Consider the following 19,892-nt stretch of genomic DNA (forward strand, 5'->3'; position numbering starts at 1 on the left):
TCTACGGCGTCCCCTGCACAGCCCACCCGCCCGGCCAAAGCAAGAAATCCAGCCCGGCGAGACAGCCACGAGGGGCTCAGCCGTTGGCCGAATCCAGTAAAATCGCCCGCATGAACGCCCCCACCTTCCCGTACGACACCGCGCGCCTGAGCGAACTGGCCCAGCTGCTGATCGACAACGTCCGCGAACTGGCCCACGCCGGCTGGACCCCGGCCACCAGCAGCAACTTCTCCCACCGCCTGGACGACCGCCACGCCGCGATCACCGTCTCCGGCAAGGACAAGGGCCGCCTGATCGAGGACGACATCATGGTGGTGGACTTCGACGGCCAGGCCGTCGGCCGTCCGCTGCGCCCGTCTGCCGAGACGCTGCTGCACACCCAGCTGTATCGTCGCTTCCCGGAGATCGGCTGCGTGCTGCACACCCACTCGCCGGTGCAGACCATCGCCTCGCGCCTGTACGCGCCGCAGGGCCACATCCGGGTCGAAGGCTACGAGCTGCTCAAGGCCTTCGCGGGCAACAGCACCCATGAAATGGCCATCGACATTCCGGTGTTCGCCAACACCCAGGACATGAACGTGCTTTCGGCCCAGGTCGATGCCCTGCTCGATACGCAGCCCCTGTGGGGCTACCTGATCGACGGCCACGGCCTGTATGCCTGGGGCCGCGACATGGCCGAAGCGCGCCGGCACATGGAAGCCTTCGAGTTCCTGCTGCATTGCGAGCTGGAGCTGCGCAAGCTGCGCGGCTGATCGAGGGATGCAGATTCCCATCTGGAATCTGCACCCTGTCCCCACCCTGCTACCCTGTCTTCCCCCCGAGACGTTCAAGCTGCCGCCATGAGCCGACTGCGCATCTACGACGACACCCGCCCCGAATCGCCGCTGCTGGATACCCAGGACGGCGCGGTCATCGCTGCCGAACTGCAGAAGATCGGCGTCACCTTCGAACGCTGGCAGGCTGCTGCGCCGGTCGCGCCGGGCGCCAGCCAGGATGAGGTGTTCGCTGCCTACCGCGCCGACATCGACCGCCTGGTTGCCGAGCGCGGCTTCAAGAGCGTGGACGTGGCCTCGATCGCCCCGGATAACCCGAACCGCGCCGAACTGCGCAAGAAGTTCCTCGACGAACACTTCCACAAGGAAGACGAGGTGCGCTTCTTCGTCGCCGGCTCCGGCCTGTTCACCCTGCACGTGGACGACAAGGTCTACGAGATCGAATGCGTGAAGGATGACCTGATCGCCGTGCCCGACGGCACCACCCATTGGTTCGACATGGGCGATGAGCCGAGTTTCGTGGCGATCCGCTTCTTCACCGAGCCGGATGGCTGGGTCGGCCACTTCACCGGCACCGACATCGCGCAGAAGTTCCCCCGTTACGTACCTACCCAGGCGTCCTGATCCATGCAGCCCCGCGTCATCCTGACCGATATCGAAGGCACCACCAGCAGCATCTCGTTCGTCAAGAACGTGCTGTTCCCCTATGCCCGCAAGGCGCTGCCCGCGTTCGTCGCCGAGCACGGCCAGCAGCCGGAAGTCCGCCGCTGGCTGGATGCGGTGGCCACCGAGATCGGCGGCGCCTGCCAGGACAGCCTGGTGGCCGAGACACTACAGGGCTGGATCGACCAGGACCGCAAGCACACCGCACTGAAGGCGCTGCAGGGCCTGATCTGGGACGAAGGCTACCGCCGCGGCGACTACACCGCGCACTTCTACCCGGAAGTGGCCCCGGTGCTGAAGGGCTGGCACGCCTCCGGCCTGCCGCTCTACGTGTACTCCTCCGGCTCGGTGCCGGCGCAGAAGCTGTTCTTCGGCTTCAGCGATGCCGGTGACCTCAGCCCGCTGGTGTCGGGCTGGTTCGATACTGAGATCGGCGGCAAGCGCGAGGCCGACAGCTACCGCCGCATCGTGCAGGCCATCGGCGTACCGGCCGGCGAGATTTTGTTCCTGTCGGATGTGGTGGAAGAACTGGATGCCGCCCGCGACGCCGGCCTGCAGACCCGCCTGATCGATCGCCTGGACGACTACCCGCTGCCGCGCACCGGCCAGGCCGCCAATGGCCACGAGCGGGTCGAGAATTTCCAGCAGATCCAGCTGTAAACAGGTGCGCGGACCAACGGTCCGCACCCACCGGGCGGCCGGGCCACGCTTCTGGTAGATGCCAACCTTGGTTGGCCTGTCCCGGGTGTGCCAACCAAGGTTGGCACCTACCAAAGCGGGATACCCCTCAACGGTCGTTGAGGGTCTTCACCTTCAGCGCTTCGCGCAGGGCAGCCAGGTCCACCGGGCCGCGAACCGCAATGTCGCGGGTTTCGCCGGGCAGCAGGTCGAGCAGGTTGTCTTCCACCTGCACGTCCAATGCACCGAAGTCGATCCACGCCGAACGCACGTAGGCCGCGCTTTCCAATCGCAGACGATAGTGGTCGCCTTCAATGGACAGGCTGGCCTTGAGCTTCTGTCGCGGCAATACCTGGTCCTTCGCCTCGACGAAACCAACCACCTGGCGCGCACTGACTTTGCCATCCTGCAGCAGCTCGAACACCGCCACCGTGCGCTTCGGGTCGGCACCGGCCAACAATTCGGCATCGCGGAAATCACCGATCGAGGTGACACCGGCAGCGGCCAGGGTCACCGCGTCCTCGCGACGACGCAGCACCTTGCCGTCCACATCCATCACCCGCAACCGCCAACGTGCATCCAGCGCGGCGCCATCATTGATCAGGCGCACCCGCGTGCTGCCCTCATCACGCAATGCCGCCAGCGTGACCGGCGCAAAGAAGCGCCGCGCGGCGAAGTGCAGCGCCTTCCAGCGGCCGAAGTAATCCACGCTGGACCATGAAGCACCTGGCCAGACGTCGTTGAGCTGCCAGTAGAGCGAACCCATCGTGTACGGCCGCGAGGCGCGATGGTGCAGCGCCGCCAGCGCGATGCCATCGGCCTGCATCACCTGGCTCAGGTAGACGAAGTCCTCGAAGTCTTTCGGCGTGCCGTAGCCCAGTTCGATGTAGTGCAGCAGGCGGCTGTTGCCCTCGCCGGCCATGAATTTCTGGTGCGCGCGGATCACCGGGCTGTCGATGCGCTGCTCGGCACGGGTGGCGATCTGGTCCACCGTTGCCACCGACGGCCACGCCTGCAAACCATACTCGGACATGAAGCGCGGCGTCTCGCGCAGGTAGGCCTGCACCGGCAGCGCCGGATTGCCCCAGACCTGCCAGTAGTGCTTGTCGCCGCGGGTGGAATCGTTGGCCTTCTCGTCAAGGTCGTTGCTGGGCGAGCTGGACCAGTACGGTACGCCCAGCCCTTCCTCGCCCACCACCTGGCGCAGGTCGTTGCCGAACAGGTCGACATAGCCCTGCCAGACCTTCGCTGCAAATGCCGGGTCGGCCGCCTTCAGGTCGCGGCCGTGCCCCCAGTCCTTCCAGGCGGTTTCTTCCTCGTTGTTGCCACACCACAGCACGATGCTGGGGTGATGGCGCAGCCGGCGCACGTTGTCGCGCGCCTCGGCCACCACGCTGGCACGGAAGGCCGGATCGTAGCCCGGCTGCATGCCGCCGCCGAACATGAAGTCCTGCCAGACCAGCAGGCCCAGCTCATCGGCGATGTCGAAGAACGCATCGTCCTCGTAGTAGCCGCCGCCCCAGTTGCGCAGCATGTTCATGTTGGCGTCGCGCGCGGCGGTCAGCACCTGGCGCAGTCGTGCGGCATCGACACGTGCGGGGAAGGCATCGAACGGAATGACGTTGGCGCCCTTGGCGAAGATCTCCACACCGTTGATGACGAAGGCGAAGCCCTGCCCGCCCTTGGCGTCTTCCTCGCGGCGCAGTTCAACCGTGCGCAGGCCGATGCGCTGCTCGCGCGCCAGCGTTGCATCGGCGCCACCGTCCAGGCGCGCCTGCACGGTATAGCGGTCCTGCGCACCATGGCCCACCGGCCACCAGCGCCGCGGCGTGGCCAGCTCAACCGGCAGTTCAACCGTGTTCTGGCCGGGCTTCAGCAGCACCGTGCGTTGCACCTGGGCCACGTTGCGGCCTTCCGGATCACGCACATCCACATTCACCAAGGCCGAACCCGCAGCAGCACCCTGCTCCACCTGCAGCAGCACCGCCAGCCTCGCCTGCTCTGCACTCAATGCATCGGTACGCACGGCCAGATCGGTCAGGCGGTGCGCGTCCCAGGCCTGCAGGTCGACCCCGCGCCAGACGCCGGCGGTGACATAGCGCGGGCCCCAGTCCCAGCCGAAGTGATAGGCCGGCTTGCGCGCGAAGTTGCCGACCATCGCGTCTTTGGGCTCATCCCCATAGGGCGACGGATAGTTACCGGCAATCTTGTGCGGCATCGCCTGTACGCCCGGCAGCAGCGTGCGGATCGCTGAGCGGAACACGATCTGCAGTTCATTGCCGCTCGCGCGCAGGCGCCCTTCCACGCGTGCACGCCAGCTGCGGTGCGCATTGTCCGCGCGCAGCAGCGGCTTGCCGTTGAGCCTGATCTCGGCGTAGGTATCCAGCCCGTCGAAACGCAGCTCGGCATTGGGCTTGGCCAGCGTCGCGGCATCCACGTCGAAGCGGGCGCGGTATTCCCACTCAGCCAGGCCGATCCATTGCAGCTCGGCCTCGGGTGCGCCGACATAGGGATCACGGATCAATCCGTGAGCGAGCAGGTCGGTGTGCACGCTGCCCGGCACCTTCGCCGCACGCCATTGCTGCAGGCCCGGATGCGCGGCGCCCTGGGCGTCGCCGGGCAGCATGCGGAATTCCCACTGCGCCTGCAGCGGGGCTGCAGCCAACGGGAAGGAGATGGCTGCAACCAGCAGCAGGAGCAGACGGACAACGAGGGAAATGCGATGCACGTGATGCTCCTGTTTCTCTGCTGAAGGCCAAAGCGAGTGTCCATTGCCTGCGGCTGGCTCCGCGCGCATGGCGATGCGTTCATCATCCCGGCGCCCGGACCGAGGCGCGGCGCGGCGCGGCCCGGCGCTACCGGTTCCGATTCATCATGCGTACGGCGCTACGCGCTTCAACGCACGACGTTCAACACTTCGTAGCACGCACCCATGGTGTGGTAATCCACCTTGCCGGCCGGGCTCTTCTCGTCGCTGTACTTGCGGTTGTCGGCATCGAGGATGCGGAACCAGGCACCGTACTGGTGATCGACGAAATGCTCCCAGGAGTACGCCCAGAAGCGGTCATACCACTGCCAGTAGCGGTCGTCGCCGGTACGCTTGGCCATCAGTGCGGCGGTCGCCAGCGTTTCGGCCTGCACCCAGAAGTACTTGTCGTCGTCGCAGACGAAGCTGTCGCCACCGATCGGTGCGCCGTCCATGCCCGGCTGCCGGCGCGATTCCGGTGCGAAGCCGTAGTACAGGCCGCCCCGGGCATCGTCCCAGCTGCGCGCCACGGCCACGTCGAACAGGTGCTGCGCGGTCGGCACCAGCCAATCGGCCTGCACATGGCGATCGAGGATCAGCAGCAGCTTGGCCCACTCGGTCTGGTGGCCGGGCTGGAAGCCCCACGGCCGGAACAGGTGCTTGGGATCGTCCAGGTTGTAGTCCCAGTCGATCTCCCAGTTCACATCGTAATGCTCCCAGACCAGGCCACCGGCCTTGGCGGCCTGGCGGCGGGTCATGTTGTCGGCCAGCTGCAGCGCGCGCTCGACATAGCGCTGCTCGCCACTGGCCTCGAACGCCGCCAGCATCGCCTCGCACATGTGCATGTTGGCGTTCTGGCCGCGGTAGCCGGTGAAGTTCCACTGGCCATCGGCTTCGTCCTTGTACAGGCCATGCTGCGGCTCCCAGAAGCGTGCTTCCAGCAGCTGCCAGGTCTCGTCCATCCAGTCGCGGGCCTGCTCGATGCCGGCCTTCAGTGCGCAGCTGTAGGCCAGCAGCACGAACGCCACGCCGTAGCAGTGGTTCATGTCGTCCTCGACCTTGCCGTCGCGCAGGGTCCAGGCATAGCCGCCGGTGGCCGGGTTCCGGTGCACCTCGCGCAGGTAGCGCACGCCATGCTCGACGGCCTCCCGGTACTCGGCATTGCCGAACTCGCGGTAGGCCATCGCATAGTTGAAGACAAAGCGGGTACTGCTCACCAGGTGGCGGTGGCTGGCATCGTAGATACTGCCGTCGTCACGGAAGTAGTGGAAGAAGCCGCCGTTCGGATCGATGCAGCGCGGATGGTAGAACGCCATCGTATCGGCGATGTGCGCGCGCAGGAACGCGGGCGAACGGAAATCGGGCGAGGTGCTCATGCAGTAATGTCCTGTGCCTGCAGCAGCTGCTGCACTTCATCGAGCGAGGGCATCGCGGCGAACGCGCCCTTGCGGGTAACAGCCAGCGCACCCACGGCGGCACCGAAGCGCAGCGTGGCGGTGATCGCCTCCGGGTCCTGGCAGAACGCAGCGAAACCAGCGCCCGCCCCACCCCGCTCCAGCAGGCCGACCAGCACGCCACCGACGAAGGCATCGCCGGCGGCCGTGGTATCGACCGTGGCCACGCGGAAACTGGTCACCGTGCCGTGGTTGTCGCGGGTGTACCAGTGCAGCGTGGCCGCGCCATCGGTGACGATCACCCAGCGCGCCTGCGCGGCCAACAGGCGACGCAGCACCAGCGCCTCGCCGTCATCGCCGAGCGGTGCTGCCAGGTAGTCCAGTTCCTCGCGCGACAGCTTGACCAGGTCGGCACGTTCCAGCGCCTGCCACAGGCGTGGCGTCGGATCCTCGTTCGCCGGCCACAGGGCCGGACGCAGGTTCAGATCGAGGCTGACCACCGCGCCGGCCGCACGCGCACGATCCATGCCGGCGAAGGTCGCTTCGGCGATGGCCGGCTCGGTCAGGCTGTTGGAGCAGACGTGGAAGCACTGCGCACGGTCCAGGCACGCTGCCTGGAAGTCGCTGTCACGGAACAACAGGTCAGCCGCCGGCGGGCGGTAGAAACTGAAACTGCGCTCGCCGCTGGCATCCAGCGCGACGAAGGCCAGCGCGGTCTTGGCCGCGTCGGTGCGCACGATGTAATCCGTGCCCACGCCATGCTCGACCAGGCTGTCGGCGAGGAAGTCACCGAACATGTCCCGGCCCAGCATGCCGACGAACTGGGTCTTCGCACCCAGCCGCGCTGCCGCCACGGCGACGTTCGCCGGCGCACCGCCGGCGTACTGCAGGAACGCGCGCGGCGTATCGGCCGAGGCCGGCGACTGTGCTAGTAGATCGATCAAAATTTCGCCGAAGCAAACGATGGCACCCATTCCGGACTCAGCCTCCCTGCGTTGCGGAGGCCGGCGTACGCGCACCGACCAGTCCGTAGAAAATGATGTAGCCGTAGCACAGCAACGGCAGGATGAAGCTCGCCTGCACACCGATGTGGTCGGCCAGCACGCCCTGCAGGTACGGCACCACGGCGCCGCCGACGATGGCCATGATCAGCAGGCTGGAGCCCTTGTTGGTCAACGGGCCAAGGCGCTCGATGCTCAGCGCGAAGATGGTCGGGAACATGATCGAGTTGAACAGGCCGATCGCCACCACCGAGTACAGCGCAACGCTGCCGGAGCTCAGCATGGTCGTGGCCAGCAGCCCCACGTTGACCAGCGCGAAGATCGCCAGCAGGCGGCTGGGCGAGAAGCGCGCCAGCAGCGCCGAGCCCGCGAAGCGGCCGATCATCGCCATCGTCCAGTAGGCCGACACGTAGTGGGTGGCTTCCTGCTCGCTGAAGCCGCCGATGCTCGGCATCGACAGGTAGTTGACCAGGAAGCTGCCGATCGATACTTCGGCGCCAACGTAGAAGAAGATGCCCAGCACACCCAGCAGCAGGTGGCGCTTGCGCAGCGCGTCCAGGTAGCTGTGGTGATGGCCCTGGTCGGCCTGCTCGGTGGCGTCGCTCAGCGCCGGCAGACGGAACAGGAACACGAACAGCGCCAGCAGCACCAGCGCCACCGCCAAACCCACGTACGGGCCCTGCACGGCCTGCGCCTCAGCGGCGCGGTAGGCCAGCTGTTCGGCGGCCGGCAGCGCGCTCAGTTCATCGGCGCTCTTGACCGTGTTGGACAGGATCAGCATGCCGCCGAAGATCGGCGCAATGGCCGTGCCCAGCGAGTTCAGCGCCTGCGCCAGGGTCAAGCGGCTGGAGCTGGTCTGCTCCGGGCCCAGCAGTGCGACGTAGGGGTTCGCAGCGACCTGCAGCACGGTAATGCCCGTGGCCAGCACGAACAATGCGCCGAGGAAGGCGCCATACACGCGCAGCTCGGCCGCCGGCCAGAAGCCCAACGCACCGATACCGGCAATCACCAGTCCGGCCACGATGCCCTTCTTGTAGCCCAGCGCCGCGACCAGGCGACCTGCCGGCAGCGACATCAGGAAATAGGTGCCGAAGAAGGTGAACTGCACCAGCATCGCCTTGGCGTAGTTCAGCTCGAATACCGCCTTCAGGTGCGGGATCAGGATGTCATTGAGGCAGGTCAGGAAGCCCCACATGAAGAAGATCGTGGTGACGACAGCCAGCGCCTTGCCGTTGGTGACGGCGGGTGCGTTGCCCGAAGAACCCGATGGACGGGGCGTTGCGGAGATCGGCATGCGGTACGCGCCTCGATGCGCGGAAGGTCGTTGTTGCGTGGAAGGGGTGTATGGAAGAAATCAGTTCGGTCGTGCGGCACTGCTTTCGCGGATGCGCAACTGCACCGGCGCGACCGTGCGCCGTGGCGGCGCATCCGGTTCGTCCAATCGTTGCAGCAGCAGCGCGGCAGCTTGCCTGCCCCGCTCGCGCGGATCGGCGGTGAGCGTGGTCAGCGGCGGCACCGCGACCGACGCCTCGGAAATATCATCGAAACCGGTAACGGCAAAGTCACCGCCCGGACGGATGCCACGCGAATTCAAGCCCAGCATCAGGCCCAGCGCGACGGTGTCGTTGTAGCAGACCGCCGCACTCGGACGATGGCCATCGGCAAACAGCTCATCGGTGCGCGCCGCGGCTTCCAGACGGTTCGGTGCCGACTCGATCATCCAGCCCGGCGGCAGCGACAGACCGGCCTCGGCCAGCGCCTGCTGGAAACCGGCGCGGCGCTGGTGGCACGAACTGGACGCGGCATGGCCACCGAAGAAGGCGATCTGGCGATGGCCGCGCTCGATCAGGTGGCGCGTGGCCAGATAGGCACCGTGCTGGTTGTCCAGGGTCAGGAAGTCCCAGTCGGCCCCTTCCAGTTCGCGGTTGAACAGCAGCACGTTGGCGTTGGCACCCAGCGCCTGCCGCAGCAGCGTGGTGTCGCTGCCTTCGGCCGGCGACAGGATCAAGCCGGCCGGGGTGTGCTCCATCAGAGTGGACAGCACCGCCTGCTGGCGCTCCGGCGATTCACCCGTGCTGCCCAGCAGGGTCACGTAACCGCGTCCGCCCAGCGCCTCGTCCACGCCCGAAGCAAATTCGGCGAAGAACGGGTTGGACAGATCGTTGATCACCAGCGCGATGCTCGACGAGGTACGGCGACGCAGGTTGGCCGCCGCGCGGTTGTAGACATAGCGCTGGCGGCGCAGTTCGGCCTCGACCTTGGCGCGGGTATCGACGTTGACCAGCGGGCTGCCGCGCAGCACCAGCGACACGGTTGCCCGTGACACGCCGATGGCACGCGCGATGTCGGTCACCGTCACCGCCTTGCCGGCGCGTTTGCTGGGACTGCTGCCGTTGTCGTTCATCGTCTTCCCGGACTCCGCTGGATGCTCAAGCCTAATGGATCAGGGCCCTGTCGTGCCGTGCCGTTCGCTGGGTCACCGCGAACGGCACAGTCCGTCTCAGCGCAGCTGGCTGCCCGGTGCCGCGCACCAGGATACCGGCAGGTCCTTCACCGCCGTGCCCCAGCCCTGCTCCGGCGCCTTCGCATCGAGCGCGAACTGCAGGCGCGGGCCCTGCTGCAGCCGGTTCCAGTCCAGCCACACCGGCGCATGCACCTGGCCATCGACCTTCACACCCTGCACGTACTGCAGGCGACGGCCATCGGCACCCGGCGCGTCGATGCGCAGGGTGCGGCCGTTGCCCATGTCCACTTCCACCTTGCTGAAACGCGGGGTATGCAGCAGGAACTGGCCGCTGCCCGGCACCGCCGGATACACACCGATGGCACTGAACAGGTACCAGGCCGACATCGTGCCGAGGTCATCGTTGCCGGTCACGCCATTCGGGGCATTGGTGAACAACTGCTGCGCGGCACGCACCACGGCGGCAGTCTTCCACGGCTGGCCGATCAGCGTGTACAGCCACGGCGAGTGCAGGTCCGGCTCGTTGTTCGGGTTGTAGCGGAACTGGTTGTAGTAGCTGTACGGCCCGACCACCCACTCCTTGCGGGCGGCATTGAGCGGATCGGCCTGCAGCGCGTCCATCGCGAAGAACGCATCGAGGCGGCGACCGGCCTGTTCGCGGCCATCCATCGCTTCGACCAGCCCCGGTACGTCCTGCTGCGCCAGCCACTGGTACTGCCACGCCGTGCCTTCATGGAAACCATGGTGCGAGCGCGGGCTGTAGTGGCCATCGGCCGGCGTGTACCACTGGCCGTCCTCGGTACGCGGACGCGGGAAGCCGGTGAAGCCGGTCTCGGCGTCGCGCACCTGCGGGTCCCACACCTTGCGCCAGTTGCGGCCGCGCTCACGCAGCGTCGCCGCGTCCTGCGCGTGGCCGAGGCCATCGGCCATCTGCGAAAGCGCGCAATCGGCCAGCGCGTATTCAAAGGTGGCCGAACCGCCGTGGTGCGGATCGACGTCCATGCCCTTGGACGGGAATGCGCGGTCGTAGACCACGTAGCCCTTGTCCAGGTAGGTCGGGTTGCCGGAACGGCCGGCCATGCGCGAGTTCAGCGGCGGTGTACCGAACGCGTTGCGGCGCAGCGCATCCCACGCCTGCGATTCACGGCCCTTGAGCGCACCGAAGCGCCACAGGTCGACCATGAACGGCGTGACCGGATCGCCGGTCATGATGTTGGTCTCGAAGTTGGCATAGCCCCAGCGCGGCAGCCAACCGCCCTGCTCGTCGATCGCCAGCAGGGTGCGGCCGATGTCACGCGCCACGTCCGGGCGGGTCAGTGCCAGCCACTGGTTCTGCGCGCGGTAGGTATCCCACAACGAGAAGTACTCGTAATAGGTCCAGCCATCGGCGCGATGGATACCATCGTCATAGCCGCGGTAGCGCCCGTCGGCGTCGTTGCCGGTCATCGGCTGCAGCAGCGCGTGGTAGGCCGCGCTGTAGAACACGGTGCGGTCATCGGACGTACCGCCCTGCACACGCACCCGCCCCAGCTGCTCACGCCACGACTGCTGGGACAGTGCGCGCATGCGGTCGAAACCGAGCAGCGCCCCACCCTGCATGCCGTCTGCGCGCAGATTGATGCGCGCGCCTTCGGCATCCACATGCGAGATCGCGCTGACCGCCGTCACCGACTGGCCCTTGGCCAGGTCGAAGCTGAGCCAGGCACCGTTCGGCTTCTGCTCGCCTTCCATACTGTGGCGCGCACCCGGCAGGCCACCGCCTTCGCCCCAGGTACCGTGTGCCTTGAACGGGCGGTCGAACTCGATGCGGAACCAGGTGGTGTACTGATGGCCGCCGCAGAAACTCTTGGTGACCAGCTTGCCTTCCACCACGCGGTCGCCGACCACATCAACCACGCTGCCGATCACCGAGTGGCGCTCGTTCGCCTGGCCGACATTGACCAGCACGTGACCATCGCCCTGGCGCTGACTGAAGGTGTAGCGCTCGGCTGCGGCGCGCGTACGCGCGGTGGTCTCGGCATCGATGCCGCCGTAGCTGGTCAGGCGCACTTTGTAATAGCCGGCCTGGCCGATCTCGCCGTCATGGGTGTACGACGCGGCGTACGCCTTGTGGTCGAACTGTTTGGCGTTGCCGGTATCGAAATCGCCGCCCGGACCGATCGACCCGGTCACCGGCAGCACCGACACCTGACCGCCCTGCTCCCAGCAGCCGGCGCCGGAGATGAAGGAGTGGCCAAAGCCGCGGATCTTGTCGTCGTCATAGCGCCAGCCCGAGTAGTGGCTGCCGATCGGGCTGACCTGGATCAGACCGAACGGTGCCGACGCGCCCGGGAACGTGTTGCCGTCGTCCTTGCTGCCGATGAAGGTGTTGACCTCGCGCTCCAGCGCAGCCGGCGCGGCCTGCAGCAGCATCGGCGACGCCGAAAGTGCGAGCAGGCAGGCCAGGCGCGCCAGCGGGCGCGAGGACACTGGGACGGCGGGAGCGGACGGCACTGGACGCATGTCGGGTTCCTGTAGTCGATGACGCGGAGGCAGACGGCCGGGGCCGTCCGGCACCGTTCCGCTGAGCCCCTGCCTCGACTGGCAGAGAACTCCCCCTGGAATGACGCCCGACCCACCAGACCGTGGATTTAGATCGATTCAAGTAGAGCATGCAGGTTCAGCCGAATGCATTCTGCGGCGCAGCATGAGAGGGGGTGTTCGGCAGGGCTGCGCCCTGCACCTGCCGAAGCCGAAGCCGAAGCAACAGCAAAAGCCGGTTTCCTGTGGGGAGTCGGGGTGGGTCCGTTTTCCAAAGGGAAACGGATCTGACCCCATGACCCCGCGTGATTCCAGGACCCATCCAACCGTCACCGGGAAACTGTCGGGGGTGGGGCGGTGTGGGCTGGCAGGACCGTTGGCGCCATGGGCCCGAGGCATGCCTCGGGCGGGTTGGGCAGGACGCCCAACCCCGGTCTTGCCGTGTGCGCAGGACAGCGCACACACGCGCAAGGCACCATCGAGCCCCCAGGGGTGAGGGCGCTTTGCTTGCGAAGCACTGCTTCGCAAGCGCCCGAACGCACAGCCGCTAGCGGCTGGGCCGGTCTGGGGGTTTACGGCGTCCCCGCAATCCGACACCGCCCCGCCCAACACACAGACAACCCAGAGCCGCTTTGGCTTTGGCTTTGGCTTTGGCCTTGGCTTTAGCTCCAGCTGTTGCCCTGGCTCACAGCAGGTGCAGGGCGCAGCCCTGCCGGCCCACCCTCCCCTGCGCACGAAAACGATTTCACTGATTTCAGCAAACCGTCATCCCTTCGCCACGCCAGTACCATATTGCGGAGCAGCATGCGCCCGCGGGCGACCCATGCTAAAAAACGCCCGCCCATCGCTTAGATCGATCCAAGAGCGACACTGCGATGGCCGGGAGTTGGGGGAGCAGCAACAGGACGTACCAGGCCACGCGCACGGTGCTACTGCCACTGCATGGCAATAGCGACAATGTCACTTCAAATTAGATCGATTCAAGTTGTCCGTGCCACGTCACCGGATCAATCCAGGAGAGAGGGAGAGATGGGAATGAAGCATTCAACACGTACGCATGGTCATGACGCACTGGCGTTGGCCATCGCGCTGGCCTTGGCCGCCGCCGTCATTCCGGCTGGCGCCGCCGCGCAGCAGGCCACCTCCACCGGCTCGCAGGAGGCCACCAACCTGGACAGCGTCCAGGTCACCGGCTACCGCTACGCCATTGAAAAGAGCCTTGAGCAGAAGCGCGACGCCAATGCAGTGGTCGAAGTGATCACCGCCGAAGACGTCGGCAAGTTCCCCGACAAGAACGTCGCCGACGCACTGCAGCGCGTGCCCGGCGTAGTCATCACCCGCAGCGGCGGTGAAGGCAAGACCGTCAGCGTGCGCGGCCTGGCACCAGACCTGACCCTGACCCAGTTGAATGGCAACTACGTGGCCACGTCGGAAACCAACGACGAAGCCACCCGGTCGTTCAACTACACGCTGCTGCCGTCGAACATGCTGTCCAGCGCAGAGCTGTTCAAGTCGCCGGAAGCACGCATCGACGAAGGCGGCATCGGCGGCACGGTCATCCTGCACACCCGTCGTCCGCTGGACATGGAGTCCAACTCGGGATTCGTCACGCTTGAGGGCACCTCCTCCGATACCCACCACGATATCGACCCGCAGGCCTCGGCACTGTATTCGTGGCACAGCAAGGACGAGCGTTTCGGCGTACTGGTCGGCGTGACGCAGCAGAAGCGCACCACCCGCACCATGGAAGCCAGCACCGAGGACTACCAGTGGTATGGCGCCGGCAAGGCGCGCGATGCCTATGGCAACGTGCAGGCGCAGGATGGCATCCACTACTGGTGGGGCAAGTCCGGCTTCAACAACCAGACCGGCGGCAACTACAGCGATTTCTTCATGCCGACCTCGGTCAACTTCGCGGTCAAGGAAGAAAAGCGCGAGCGCAAGGGCGGCCAGCTGACCTTCCAGTTCAAGCCGGTCGACAACGTCACGATGACGGCCAATTACTTCCGCTTCGAGCTGCAGGGTGACTACACCCAGAACATGCTGAAGATTCCGGAATGGAGCATGGCGCGCTTCAACGGCGACGGGAACTGGGCCGGCGGCCGCCTGCTCAACGGCCTGGATTTCGATCCCAGCGGCAACACCGTCACCGGTGCCCAGTTCGAAAAACTGGCTGGAAAGACCTACTACTGCAGCGAAGACCAGGCCAAGGCTGCCGGCCTCCAGCCCGGCGGCTGGGGCCCGGACGACTGCACCGTTCCGACGCCGCAGCTGACCGGTGGCTACAGCAAGGAAAAGGCGCTGTCTCAGACCGCTGACCTGACCATCGACTGGGATATCAGCCCGCTGTGGAAGGCCTCGTTCACCGGCGGCCGCACCTGGTCCGAAGGTGGTCCGTCGATGAACTTCCGGATGTCGGCCAAGCCGCGCCGCAAGGTCGGCAACGATTACCTGTCGGGCAATCTTTACAGCGCCTGGGATCTGACCGGCACGCCCTCGGCCACCTTCTCGCCCGACCTGCAGCAGCAGCTGATGAACGGCATCGCCGAAGTCGACACCGGCTCGACCGATTCGTCGTGGAAGCGCACCGAGGTCAAGCAGAACTATTTCCAGGCCGACGTCACCAAGCTGTTTGAATCGGGCTGGCTGGACTCGATCCAGTTCGGTGCCAAGTACCGCGATGGCAAGGTCCACCGCAACACCGGCAACACCTACTGGGTGTGCCCCGGCCGCGACCCGGCCGACTATGACAACAGCCGCTACCAGAGTGGCTGCGATCCGACTGCCGGCGACGCGCAGCCGGGCTTCTTCCTGTCCAATCCGATCAGCAACATTGCCGGCGGCTTCAATGCCAACGTATTCCCTGGCATCAACTACCCGGCCTACATCGACTACCTGAACAAGACCTACGGCGGTTCGCACAACCGCACCGAGGAAGACTTCGTCTACAACGTCAACGAGAAGATCTACTCGGGCTACTTCCAGGCCAACTTCCGCACCGAGCGTCTGCGCGGCAACGTCGGCGTGCGCGTGGTGCGCACCAAGCAGTTCGCGCAGTCCTCCGACTCGATCGAGAAGTTCAACGACTACTTCCTGGACAACGCGTCCGGCGCGCCGATGGCGTGTACCGATCCAGCTGCCGCGGCCTACCCGACCTACAGCTGCGAGAGCGGCTTCGTTCGCCTGCCTCACGACCTGGCACAGAGCAAGACCTACAGCCTGATCGGCGTGGACCGTACGTACACCGACATGCTGCCGAGCTTCAATATCGCCTGGGACATCACCGACACGCTGGTGCTGCGTGGCGCCGCATCGAAGGTGATCGCCCGCCCCGGCTACACCGACATCGCAGCACCGGGCGCACTGAGCTACTACAGCGACGAGTACGTCAATGATCGCCGCGTTGCCGGCGGCGCTTCGACCGCAGGCTGGCTTGGCCAGGGCAGCAACAAGCAGCTGGAACCGTTCAAGGCCACCCAGTTCGACCTTGGCCTGGAGTGGTATTTCCAGCCGGGTGCGGTCGCCGGCGTCGGCCTGTTCCGCAAGAACGTGGACAACTTCACCCTGCCGGTGGTGCGCGACACGCCGATGGTCATCAACGGTGAAGCGGTGAACGTGCAGCGCTACCAGACCCAGGCCAATGGCCGCGATGGTGTGTCGCAGGGCGTGGAGCTGTATGGCCAGTACACCTTCGATTTCGGCTTCGGCGTGCAGGCCAACTACACCTACAACGACACCAATCTGGCGTCCATCGTTCTGGACGGCCAGGAAATCGGCTCCTCGCCGCTGGTCGGCAGCGCCAAGAACCAGGCCAACGTGACGGTGTTCTACGAGAACGAGAAGTTCCTTGCGCGCGCCTCGTTCAACCGTCGCGGCCAGGTGGTCGGTGGGCTCAACAATGGCATGACGGTCTACACCGAGCCGTATGACCAGCTGGATCTGAACGTGGCCTACAACCTGACCCCGGACTGGACGCTGACCGCCTCGGTGATCAATGTCACCAAGTCCGAGCAGCGCGTGCACCTGGGCAATGACACCAAGGCCCGCCTGATCTCCAACACCTATGCAGGCCGTCAGCTGTACTTCGGCGCCACCTGGAAGTTCTAAGGCACCATGGGTTGCCCGGGCCCGCCCCCGGCGCAACCCACGCCCCGCCCCGGCGGGGACGTTCCTCCACGGCAGCCGCGCTGGTACAGGTGGCTGCCGTTTTTATTGGTGCTTTTTCTTCGGTTCAGCCCTGCGCTTGACCCTGCCATCGTTGGAAGGTGCACACTGGCTCCACCCCAAAAGCATCGAAGGAGCTACAGATGGAATTCCATGTCGACGGCATGACCTGCGGTGGTTGCGCGCGCAGCGTGACCCGCGCGATCCAGCAGATCGATCCGAACGCCAGCGTGGTGGCCGATCCGCCGACCGGCCTGGTCAAGGTGCAGACCACCGCGACGCAGGAACAGGTGTTCGCCGCGGTAAACGATGCCGGTTTCCCGCCGCGTACCGTCTGATCCCCTGCCCCGCGTCCACAACGAAGCCCGCCCCGTGCGCTGTCACAGGGCGGGCTTTTTAGTGCGTGCGATATCGATTCAATGCTTCTGCGCGCGCCGCCGCACCGCGCCGGTCTTCGCGGCAACGACCGGCACCGGAGCCTCATCGTCTTCGCCCAATCGCTCCAGGATCGGGCATTCCGGGCGCTCATCGCCCGCGCAGCAGCTGATCAGTGACTTCAACGTGTCGGCCATCTGCCGCATGTGCTCGATGCGCTGTTCCAGATCGGCGATGTGCTGTTCGGCCAGGTGCTTGACGTCGGCGCTGTGGCGCGAGGTGTCGTTCCACAGGCCCAGCAGATCGGTGATCTCGGCCACCTGGAAGCCGAGATCGCGCGCGCGACGGATGAAGCGCAGGCGGTGGATGTCCGCCTGCGAGTACGCCCGGTAGCCCGACTCGGTGCGATCAGCCGCAGGAATCAGGCCGATCTGTTCGTAGTAGCGGATCATTTTCGCCGACACGCTGGAGGCCTTGGCGGCTTCACCGATGTTCATGCGGTTCTCCTTCAATGGGTCGCAGCGGGGGCTTCCGCCATCGGCGGCTGGAAGCGGCGCAGGCGCAGCGCGTTGCCCAGCACGAACACGCTGGACAGCGCCATCGCACCGGCAGCAAATACCGGCGACAACAGCACGCCCCAGACCGGGTACAGCACGCCGGCCGCTACCGGAATCAACGCGGTGTTGTAGGCGAAGGCCCAGAACAGGTTCTGCCGGATGTTGCCCAGCGTTGCCTTCGACAGCGCGATGGCATTCGGCACGCCCTGCAGGTTGCCCGACATCAGCACCACATCGGCCGACTCCACCGCGATATCGGTGCCGGTGCCGATGGCCAGGCCGACATCGGCCTCGGCCAGTGCCGGCGCATCGTTGATGCCGTCACCAACGAAGGCGACGTGGCCATGCGTGGCCTTCAGGCGGCGCACCACTTCGACCTTGCCTTCCGGCAGCACCTCGGCCACCACTTCATCGATGCCGAGCTGGCGTGCGATCGCCTGCGCGGTGCCGGCATTGTCACCGGTGATCATCGCCACCTTCAGGCCCAGCTGGTGCAGCGCCGCGATCGCCGCCGGTGTACTCGGCTTGATCGGATCGGACACCGCGATGATTGCGGCCAGGCGACCGTCAATGGAGGCATACAGCGGTGACTTGCCCTGGGTGCCGAGTTCGGCCGCCAGCGTCGCAAACGCGGCGATATCCACGCCAAGATCGCGCATGAAACGATCGGCACCGACCTCTACCCGTGCGCCCTTTACGCTGGCGCGCACGCCCATGCCGGTGACCGACTCGAAATCCATCATCGACGGAAGCGCGAGGCCCTGCTCGGTGGCTGCATCGACAATGGCACGGGCGATCGGATGCTCCGAACGTGATTCCACGGTGGCGACCGCAGCCAGCACCGTGGCGCGATCAAAGCCGTCGGCGATCTCCAGGTCGGTCAGGCGCGGGCGGCCTTCGGTCAGCGTGCCGGTCTTGTCCACCGCCACCACCTGCGCGTCCTTGAGCAACTGCAGTGCTTCACCCTTGCGGAACAGCACGCCCATCTCGGCGCCACGGCCGGTACCGACCATGATCGACGTCGGCGTGGCCAGACCCATTGCACACGGGCAGGCAATGATCAGTACCGCCACCGCATTGACCAGCGCGAAGCTCAGCGCCGGCGATGGGCCGAAGATCAGCCAGACGGCAAAGGTCGCCAGTGCGGCCATCATCACCGCCGGCACGAACCACAGGGTGACCTTGTCGACCACCGCCTGGATCGGCAGCTTGGAACCCTGGGCCTGTTCGACCATGCGGATGATCTGCGCCAGCATGGTCTGCGCGCCCACCGCCGTGGCACGCACGGTCAGCGCGCCCTTCTGGTTGACCGTGCCGCCGACCACGCTGCTGCCCGGCTGCTTCTCGACCGGAATCGGCTCGCCGCTGATCATCGACTCGTCGATATAGCTGCGGCCCTCGATCACCTCGCCATCGACCGGCACGCGCTCGCCCGGGCGCACTTCCACCACGTCGCCGCTCTGCACTTCATTGACCGGGATATCGACGGTGCGGCCGTCACGGATCACATGAGCGACCTTGGCCTGCAGGTTGACCAGACGCTTGATCGCCTCGGAGGTACGGCCCTTGGCGCGCGCTTCAAGGAAACGGCCGAGCAGGATCAGTGCGACGATGACCGCTGCCGCTTCGTAGTAGACGTTCACCGTGCCCGGCGGCAGCAGCCGCGGTGCAAAGGTCGCCACCACCGAATAACCGAACGCGGCGGCGGTGCCCACTGCCACCAGTGAGTTCATGTCCGGCGCCAGCCGCAGCAGTGCCGGGAAGCCCTTCTGGTAGAAACGGCGGCCGGGAATGGCCAGCACCAGGAGGGTCAGCACGAACTGCAGGTACCAGCTGGCCTGCATGCCGATGGTGGCCATCACCCATTCGTGCATGCCGGGAATCAGGTGCGAGCCCATCTCCAGCACGAACACCGGCAGCGCCAGCGCGGTCGCCACGATCAGGTCGCGCTTCAGCTCAGCGCGCTCGGCATCCTTCTTTTCTGCGGCCTCGTCATCGGACTGCACGCCGGCCTCGATCAGGTGTGCGGCGTAGCCGACCTTGTCGATGGCCGCCACCAGCGCGTCAACGCCCGCCACGCCGCGCACGGTCGCACGCTCCGTCGCCAGGTTCACGCTGGCCTGGCTCACGCCTGGCACCGCCAGCAGCGCGCGCTCCACGCGGCCCACGCAGGAGGCGCACGTCATGCCTTCCACGGCCAGTTCAACGGTGGCGGCGGGCACGTCGTAGCCCACCCGCTCCACCGCCTGGATCAGCGCAGCCCGATCGACCGGACCGGACGGGCGGATATCCGCGCGCTCGGTGGCCAGATTGACCGAAACACTGCCCACACCTTCGACCTTGGACAGCGCCGCCTCGACCCGGCCGACACAGCTGGCGCAGGTCATGCCCTCGATGGGCAGACTGATGGTGGAGGGACTGGCGGAGACAGCAGCGGCGCGGGGCGTGCTCATGATCGGATTCCCGGGGTTCCTTCTGGATGCGGACAGGCTAAACCTTGCCATCGTGGGAAGGTCAAATCCAGCCACCCCGGGGTTCATGAAGGGGTTCATCCACG

The 19,892-nt window shown here is 66.1% G+C and carries 13 protein-coding genes; 5 read left to right on the forward strand and 8 right to left on the reverse strand.

What is annotated here, in order from left to right:
- The first annotated feature begins 110 nt into the window (after positions 1-110).
- The 3 genes from ACJ7C5_RS12175 to mtnC all read left to right on the forward strand — a co-directional run bounded on the left by ACJ7C5_RS12175 (position 111) and on the right by mtnC (position 2,096).
- Positions 111-752 carry a methylthioribulose 1-phosphate dehydratase gene (locus ACJ7C5_RS12175; protein ID WP_412704039.1) on the forward strand — a complete coding sequence of 214 codons (642 nt, stop codon included), beginning with the start codon at positions 111-113 and terminating at the stop codon, positions 750-752.
- An 87-nt stretch (positions 753-839) separates the two neighbouring features.
- Entirely contained in the window at positions 840-1,397 is a 558-nt protein-coding gene (locus ACJ7C5_RS12180) for a 1,2-dihydroxy-3-keto-5-methylthiopentene dioxygenase (RefSeq protein ID WP_412704040.1), read from the forward strand.
- 3 nt (positions 1,398-1,400) lie between these two features.
- Complete coding sequence (mtnC, locus tag ACJ7C5_RS12185) at positions 1,401-2,096, forward strand: acireductone synthase (protein WP_197619620.1); 696 nt, start codon at positions 1,401-1,403, stop codon at positions 2,094-2,096.
- Between the two features lie 127 nt (positions 2,097-2,223).
- On the opposite strand, the gene ACJ7C5_RS12190 is transcribed toward mtnC, so the two are convergent.
- The 6 genes from ACJ7C5_RS12190 to ACJ7C5_RS12215 form a co-directional block, all read right to left on the reverse strand.
- Entirely contained in the window at positions 2,224-4,842 is a 2,619-nt protein-coding gene (locus tag ACJ7C5_RS12190) for a beta-mannosidase (RefSeq protein WP_412704041.1), read from the reverse strand.
- Positions 4,843-5,009: 167 nt separating this feature from the next.
- Positions 5,010-6,236, reverse strand: a complete 1,227-nt coding sequence (locus tag ACJ7C5_RS12195) for an AGE family epimerase/isomerase (protein ID WP_412704042.1) — start codon at positions 6,234-6,236, stop codon at positions 5,010-5,012.
- Positions 6,233-7,228: a carbohydrate kinase family protein gene (locus ACJ7C5_RS12200; protein WP_412704043.1), complete on the reverse strand. Its 996-nt coding sequence runs from the start codon at positions 7,226-7,228 to the stop codon at positions 6,233-6,235. Before ACJ7C5_RS12200 ends, ACJ7C5_RS12195 begins: the two co-directional genes overlap by 4 nt.
- Positions 7,229-7,235: 7 nt before the next feature.
- On the reverse strand, positions 7,236-8,549 hold the full coding sequence (gene fucP, locus ACJ7C5_RS12205; protein WP_094001925.1) for an L-fucose:H+ symporter permease: 1,314 nt from the start codon (positions 8,547-8,549) through the stop codon (positions 7,236-7,238).
- Positions 8,550-8,609: 60 nt separating this feature from the next.
- Positions 8,610-9,659, reverse strand: coding sequence for a LacI family DNA-binding transcriptional regulator (locus ACJ7C5_RS12210; protein WP_412704044.1), 1,050 nt, complete (start codon positions 9,657-9,659; stop codon positions 8,610-8,612).
- Positions 9,660-9,755: 96 nt separating this feature from the next.
- Positions 9,756-12,221, reverse strand: coding sequence for a GH92 family glycosyl hydrolase (locus tag ACJ7C5_RS12215; protein WP_412704045.1), 2,466 nt, complete (start codon positions 12,219-12,221; stop codon positions 9,756-9,758).
- A gap of 1,053 nt (positions 12,222-13,274) precedes the next feature.
- Between ACJ7C5_RS12215 and ACJ7C5_RS12220 the strand changes: the two genes are divergently transcribed.
- Both ACJ7C5_RS12220 and ACJ7C5_RS12225 read left to right on the forward strand, forming a co-directional pair.
- Positions 13,275-16,346 (forward strand): TonB-dependent receptor, encoded by a 3,072-nt coding sequence (locus ACJ7C5_RS12220; RefSeq protein WP_412704046.1) that lies wholly within the window; start codon positions 13,275-13,277, stop codon positions 16,344-16,346.
- Between the two features lie 200 nt (positions 16,347-16,546).
- Complete coding sequence (locus ACJ7C5_RS12225) at positions 16,547-16,741, forward strand: heavy-metal-associated domain-containing protein (RefSeq protein ID WP_097048015.1); 195 nt, start codon at positions 16,547-16,549, stop codon at positions 16,739-16,741.
- 78 nt (positions 16,742-16,819) lie between these two features.
- Here ACJ7C5_RS12225 and cueR read toward each other — a convergent pair whose 3' ends face one another.
- Positions 16,820-17,275 (reverse strand): Cu(I)-responsive transcriptional regulator, encoded by a 456-nt coding sequence (gene cueR / locus ACJ7C5_RS12230; protein ID WP_094001922.1) that lies wholly within the window; start codon positions 17,273-17,275, stop codon positions 16,820-16,822.
- An 11-nt stretch (positions 17,276-17,286) separates the two neighbouring features.
- On the reverse strand, positions 17,287-19,788 hold the full coding sequence (locus ACJ7C5_RS12235; RefSeq protein WP_412704047.1) for a heavy metal translocating P-type ATPase: 2,502 nt from the start codon (positions 19,786-19,788) through the stop codon (positions 17,287-17,289).
- Positions 19,789-19,892 lie beyond the last annotated feature (104 nt).

The sequence above is a fragment of the Nocardiopsis yanglingensis genome (assembly GCF_045809185.1).
In the GTDB taxonomy this organism is placed as follows: Bacteria; Pseudomonadota; Gammaproteobacteria; order Xanthomonadales; family Xanthomonadaceae; genus Stenotrophomonas; species Stenotrophomonas yanglingensis.